Raw genomic sequence first — 6,609 nt, 5'->3', positions numbered from 1 at the left:
TGGGAGGACATGTTAGCGAAACAGGCTTTGCCATTAGCTTTAATTATTCCATTACAGCAGACATTACTGTTGGCGTACCTCAAGATGATAAATAAAATATCAAAATAAAAAAGTAAAAAGACGGAACTAATAGTTTCGTCTTTTTTTTATACCAAAATTTAATAAAACAATATATTTGCACTACCATAATTGTTGGTAAAATATAATTTAATAACATAAATTTTTATCTATGAAAAGAATCATAATATTATTTTTTGTCTTTTCGGTACTATCTCCCGTAGCAATAGCACAGAAAAAAGATAAATCTACCTTTGTTGAATACGAAGCTGGATTTTATGTCAACTCTATTTTAAAAGACGTTAGTGCAATCAAGAAAAAGATGAATCCTACGAAAAAGGATAAATTTTTTATGATGGATCAGTCAGGATTAGAGCTCCCGAATAAAGTAAATCTATACAAACGCGAATGGTCTACACCCGTAATTTCTCAAGGTAATGCAGGTAGCTGCTGGGCGTATTCAACTATCTCTTTTTACGAATCAGAAGTAAAACGTTTAACAAATAAAGAAGTAAAATTATCGGAAATTTACGTTGTTTATTGGGAATATGTAGAAAAAGCCAAACGATTTGTTCAAGAAAGAGGAAATTCTGTTTTCGATGAAGGATCTGAAGGAAATGCAGTAACAAGAATTATAAAAGACTATGGTTTAGTTCCTTATTCAGAATACAGCGGATTATTGAATAATAGAAAATTCCATTCTCATGCAGACATGTTTGCCGAAATGAAAACTTATTTGAATTCGGTAAAAGAAAATAATGCTTGGAACGAAGAAACAGTTATAGCCACAATAAAAAGCATTATGAATTATCATATTGGAGTCCCTCCTCAATCATTTGTTATTGATAATAAAAGCTATACACCTAAATCATTTGCAAGTGATTATCTAAAACTCAATCCCGATAATTATGTAGAGATTCTATCTTACAAACAAGAACCTTATTGGCAACAAGTAGAATATAAAGTTCCTGATAACTGGTGGCACAGCAAAGATTATTACAATATTCCATTAGATGATTTTATGGCAGTAATTAAAAAAGCTATTCGTAATGGATACACTATGAGTATTGGAGGCGATGTTTCAGAATCGGGTTTTGTTCGTTCTACACAATGCGCATTAGTCCCTACTTACGATATTCCATCGGAATATATCGACGAAGATGCACGTCAGTTTCGCTTTTCAAATAAAACAACCACCGACGACCACGGTATGCATTTAGTTGGATATTTAGAAAAAGACGGCGCAGACTGGTATTTGATTAAAGATTCCAGTAGCGGATCGAGAAATAACAGTCCCGAAGCAGCCGAATTTGGATATTATTTCTTCTCTCAAGATTATGTAAAATTAAAAATGATGGGATTTACTATTCATAAAGATGCTGTAAAGAAGATCCTTAAAAAATTCAATTAAATTATTATATCACGAAAAGGGACTGTCCTTTTGAGACAGTCCCTTTTTTTATTTAATCGTATACGATCTTTTTCTTGTGCCCAGAACAGGAGTCGAACCTGCACAGCCTTACGGCCACTGGTCCCTGAAACCAGCGCGTCTACCAATTTCGCCATCTGGGCTTTATTATCATTTCGCCATCTGTCGTGAGCTCGGCTGCTTAAATTATTTCGAGTTATTAAAAAACTCTTTTACTGCCTCGGTTCGCTATCTAGCTTTATTATCATTTCCCACGTCTAAATAAGCGAAATGCAAAGATATAGTTTTTGTCTGTTTTTCTATATCAGATTATTCATTTAAATAAAAAATACAATCGCTATGTTTGTACCCACTGCAACAAATAAAGAATAAAGGGCAAACTGATTAAACTCAAAATAGTACTTACAAAAAAGTTTTTCATTGCAAGAGAATCATCAGCACCAAAACGTTTAGCCAAAAGCACTAAAATAGTCATAGCCGGCATAGCCGATTCTAAAATTAAAACGGTAAAAGCAGTTGCATTTAAAGGAATTGCAAAATATTTAATCAAAAAATGAAAGAAAAAAAGGAAAATTACCGGACTTAAAATCAGTTTATTAAAACTAAAGGTGAATATAGAAAGTTTAAATACTTCTTTTATTTTCATTTGCGCCAATAATATCCCAATATAAAGCATTGCTAAATACAAAGTAGTACTTCCCAACCCACTAAACGCTTTTTGCAAAAGAGGTGGGAAACGCAGCGAAAGCAACATCATTAGCAAACCCAGAACCAAAGCAATAGTATTTGGATTCACTAGTTTTTTCAATTGTCCCAGCCCTCTTTGTTTATTGCCGGGATCAAGCTGTATTACTCCATACGACCATAAAATGGTATTTAAAACTAATTGATATAAAGCGGCATAAAGCAAAGCTTCTCCTCCGGGCATTAAAGCATCTAAAAGCGGAAACCCCAAAAACACAATATTCCCAAACATATAATGCAAACTATGAATAACGGCTTGCGGTTTTTTCAATCCAAAAATCCGAGCGCTCAACTTCCCTAAAAAAAGCTGAAAAAACATTATCCCATAAGTAAATAGAATAACCAATCCTGCATTACGAAGAATTTCATCAGTAAATTCGAGAGTAGAAAGTTTTGTAACAATCAATAGAGGCAGACTAATGTAGAAGATAATTTTTTCTATTACTCCCTTAGCATCTTCTTTTAATATTTTAAAGCGGAAAGCAATAACACCAACTACTGCCAGTATGCCTAAAATTAATATCTGATCAACTATGGTATTCATTCCAATTATTTAGGTTTGTATCTGCAAAGGTAGTTTTTCTCTGTACTCTGAACTTGATATTCCCCTTGAATACTTTCTAAATTAGCTTCCATAAAGCCTAATTAAGCAAAATTACTTGTCCAAAAAAAATATTATGCATACATTTGAAATTGGAAAATAATATTATTTTATATCACTGATTATCAGACATTAAAACGATATTGACGATTTTTCAAAAAATCAAAAAAAATAGCTTTATGACCTACGAAATATTAAAAATTGATAAAACTGATAATATTGCACTTGTTACCATAAGTCGTCCTCAAGCAATGAATGCTTTAAACACCCGTTTTTTTGAAGAAATGGATAAAGCCATTGCTGAATTTAAAGACGATACTGACTTACGTGCCATCATTATTACCGGCGAAGGAAAAGCTTTTGTAGCCGGTGCCGATATTGCAGAAATGGCAAATAAAACATCCGAAGAAGGAACAGAATTCTCTACTCGCGGACAAAAAACTTTTAGCAGTTTTGCCGAATTAGGTGTTCCCGTTATTGCTGCTGTAAACGGTTTTGCCCTTGGTGGCGGTTTAGAATTAGCAATGAGTTGCGATTTTCGTATTGCAAGTACCAAAGCTAAATTTGGGCAACCCGAAGTTAACCTTGGACTTATTCCAGGTTTTGCCGGCACTCAACGTCTTGCTCGTCTTATTGGTCCTGCCGATGCACTCTACCTTTTAATGACAGCAGATATGATTAAAGCCGATGAAGCTTTACGCTTGAAATTAGTTCAAAAAGTAGTAGAACCCGAAGACTTGCTCGACACTTGTTTTGCTATCGCTAAAAATATAGCATCCAAAGGACCTCAAGCTATTCAAAAAGTAAAAGAAACAACATTGCAAGGTTTAGATATGGCTTTCGCCGATGGTGAAGCTTTGGAAGCATCTCAATTCGGAGCTTTATTCGGGAAAAATTCTGAAGGCGAAGAAGGAATGAAAGCTTTCTTAGAAAAACGCAAGCCTAATTGGTAATCTCTTTGTGATACTTTGAGAGACCTAGAGCTCCTTTGTGGTATAATAAAAAGCTGTTACACTGAGCTACACAAAGGGAACACAGAGTTTAACACTGTTGAGGGCTTCGCCGTTCGCAAAGAAATTTTAAGACAATCATAAAAAAACAAAATAAATAATATATAAAATGACATACGACGAAAAATTACAAAACGTAAGCGTTTTAGGTGCAGCCGGAAAAATGGGTAGCGGAATTCTTCTCCTAACCGCGGTTGAAATGACCAATCTTAGCCTAAAACCGGAAAACAAAGGGAAAACCTTTGTACTAAATGCTATCGACCTATCTGATGAAGGTCTTTCGGGATTATTACCATACATAAAAGGACAAGTACGAAAAATTGCTGAAAAACAAACCGTTTGGTTACGTTCCGTTTATGCCGATAGAGCCGATCTGATTGAAAATGGCGAAATCATCGATCAGTATATTTTTGATGTTATGAATGTTATTCGTCCAACTACAGCTATGGAAGTAGCTTATCGCTCCCATCTTATTTTTGAAGCGGTTAGCGAAAACCCCGATTTGAAAGTAAAAATTCTCTCTCAAATCGACACAAATAATCCTAATGAACCTTGGTATTTTACCAACACCAGCTCGGTGCCTATCCATCTAATTGAAGAAAAAGCCAATTTAAAAGGTCGTGTTTTAGGTTTTCATTTCTACAACCCTCCTGCTGTTCAGAAACTCGTTGAGTTAATTACAACAGAAAATACCGATACTGTTATGGTTGATTTTGCTTATGCTTATGCAAAAGGACTGAAAAAAATTATTGTCCCTGCCAACGATATTGCAGGCTTTATTGGCAACGGTCATTTTATGCGCGATGGCTTACACGGTATTAATGAAGCTAAAGCTTTAACAACAAACTACTCTTGGCCCGAAGCTGTTTATATGATTAATAAAGTAAGTCAGGATTTCTTGGTTCGCCCTATGGGAATTTTTCAGTTGATGGATTATGTTGGTATTGATGTAATGAAGTTTATCCTAAATGTGATGGATCCTTATATGCCCGATGAAGAATTGCATAGCAATATTCTCGATCAGTTTATCGAAATGGGAATTAAAGGCGGACAAATGAGTAGTGGAGCACAAAAAGATGGTTTCTTAAAATACGAAAGAGGGAAAGCCGTTGCAGCCTACGATCCTGAGAAAAAAGCTTATGTAAATTTTGCTGATTTTGCCGAAAAATGCGATGCTGCTCTTGGTGCATTACCTGAAGGATTTATGCCTTGGAAAGCTGTAATTCGTAAGAAAAACAAAGACGAAATATTTACCGCTTTCTTTGCCAATATGAAGACTATGGATAATCTTGGAGCTCAATTAGGACTTAGATATGGAGCACGCTCCAATGCTATCGGTAAAAAATTAGTAGCTGATGGTGTTGCTGCTAATACCAATGATGTAAATACAGTTATGCTAACCGGATTTTTCCATGCATTTGGACCGGTAAATAATTATTTTGAATAAGCTTTTATTAGCCTTTTAAATTAAAAAAGATGAAAAAATTAAGACGAAAAATATATATGACAGCCGGTTATAACACTATTTCAATGGGAACCGGACGAAAAGAATTCAATCCTAAAAAAGAACGCCCGGGCTTAGAGCATTATCTAAAAGAAGCCGGACAAGGTGTATTAACTCAAATTAAAGGCGGAGGAAAAAGTGTTGACGAAAGTGTACTGGGTAATTTTATGGCTGCAAAATTTAATAAACAAGGCAACCTTCCCGGATTTTTTCCAATGATAGATAAAAATTTGGAGTTTAAACCGGCTACAAGTGTAGAAGGTGCTTGCGGATCTGGATCTCTTGCTTTGGTAAGTGGTATAAAATCTATTTTAGCCGAAACATCCGATGTGGTTTTAAGTATGGGTGTGGAAGTTCAAAATACCGTGAAAGCAATTTACGGAGCCGATATTTTAGCCTATGCCGGATGGTTTAAAAAACGTAAAAACGGGCATGCTTATTTCTTCCCCGGTCAGTTTAGCGACAGAGCCGGAGCTTATTTCGAAAAATACGATAGAGACAGAGCACGTAAAGGAATGGCACAATGGTATGCCAATGCAATTGAAAATGCTCGTCTGGATCCGACAGCTCAGGAATATCATAATACTCATCCCGATCCTTATGGTCTTTCCTTAAAAAACGAACCTAACGGAAAAGTTTTTGTCGACCATCTAAATTATATGGACTGCTCAAAAGTTTCTGATGCCGCTTCCGGAATTATTATTGCTTCAGAAGAAGGTTTAGAACGTATTGGAGTAGCAAAAAAAGATGCTGTTGAAGTTATTGGCTACGCACAAGTTATTCGTGATATCACTTCTGATCCCGCTGATTTAACAGAATTACAAGCCATTAAAACAGCCATTCAAAAGGTGTTTGATCAAACGGGCTTAACAATCGATCAAATTGGAACAGTAGAATTGCACGACTGTTTTTCTATTGCTGGAATCCTTACTGTTGAAGCTTTAGGATTGGCTAAACCGGGTGAAGGTTGTGATTTTGTAGCCAACGGAAACACCAAACGCGATGGAATAATCCCAATAAATACAACCGGCGGTTTAATTGGTTGGGGACATCCAACAGGAGGAACCGGAGTTCATCAAGCAGTAACTATTTGGCAGCAGTTGACCGGAAAAGCCGGAGATGCTCAAATCAAACTTTCTGATGATAAGCCTTATGGAATGACCATCAATATGGGTGGTGATGATGTAACCATCAATGCTATTATCTATAAACAAGGAGAATAATAAACACGAGTCACGGCGTGTCTTAAAGACACACCGTGACT

At 35.7% G+C, this 6,609-nt stretch carries 5 protein-coding genes and 1 tRNA gene; 4 read left to right on the top strand and 2 right to left on the bottom strand.

The features are described from left to right. Positions 1 to 229: 229 nt before the first annotated feature. Complete coding sequence (locus J7K39_04495; protein ID MCD6179140.1) at positions 230 to 1,468, top strand: hypothetical protein; 1,239 nt, start codon at positions 230 to 232, stop codon at positions 1,466 to 1,468. A gap of 77 nt (positions 1,469 to 1,545) precedes the next feature. On the opposite strand, the gene J7K39_04490 is transcribed toward J7K39_04495, so the two are convergent. Both J7K39_04490 and J7K39_04485 read right to left on the bottom strand, forming a co-directional pair. Further along, positions 1,546 to 1,629 (bottom strand) — tRNA-Leu (locus J7K39_04490). Between the two features lie 194 nt (positions 1,630 to 1,823). Continuing rightward, positions 1,824 to 2,774, bottom strand: coding sequence for an AEC family transporter (locus J7K39_04485; GenBank protein ID MCD6179139.1), 951 nt, complete (start codon positions 2,772 to 2,774; stop codon positions 1,824 to 1,826). A 236-nt stretch (positions 2,775 to 3,010) separates the two neighbouring features. Between J7K39_04485 and J7K39_04480 the strand changes: the two genes are divergently transcribed. From J7K39_04480 to J7K39_04470, 3 genes are all read left to right on the top strand, one after another. After that, positions 3,011 to 3,784, top strand: a complete 774-nt coding sequence (locus tag J7K39_04480) for an enoyl-CoA hydratase/isomerase family protein (GenBank protein ID MCD6179138.1) — start codon at positions 3,011 to 3,013, stop codon at positions 3,782 to 3,784. Between the two features lie 166 nt (positions 3,785 to 3,950). Then, positions 3,951 to 5,288: a 3-hydroxyacyl-CoA dehydrogenase family protein gene (locus tag J7K39_04475; protein MCD6179137.1), complete on the top strand. Its 1,338-nt coding sequence runs from the start codon at positions 3,951 to 3,953 to the stop codon at positions 5,286 to 5,288. A 29-nt stretch (positions 5,289 to 5,317) separates the two neighbouring features. Then, positions 5,318 to 6,568, top strand: a complete 1,251-nt coding sequence (locus tag J7K39_04470; GenBank protein ID MCD6179136.1) for a hypothetical protein — start codon at positions 5,318 to 5,320, stop codon at positions 6,566 to 6,568. The last annotated feature ends 41 nt before the right edge of the window (positions 6,569 to 6,609 follow it).

It is taken from the genome of Bacteroidales bacterium, from assembly GCA_021157585.1.
Taxonomy (GTDB): domain Bacteria; phylum Bacteroidota; class Bacteroidia; order Bacteroidales; family UBA12170; genus UBA12170.
The sequence above is the reverse complement of the archived record's forward strand: the minus strand, read 5'-3'. Positions and strand labels throughout refer to the sequence as shown.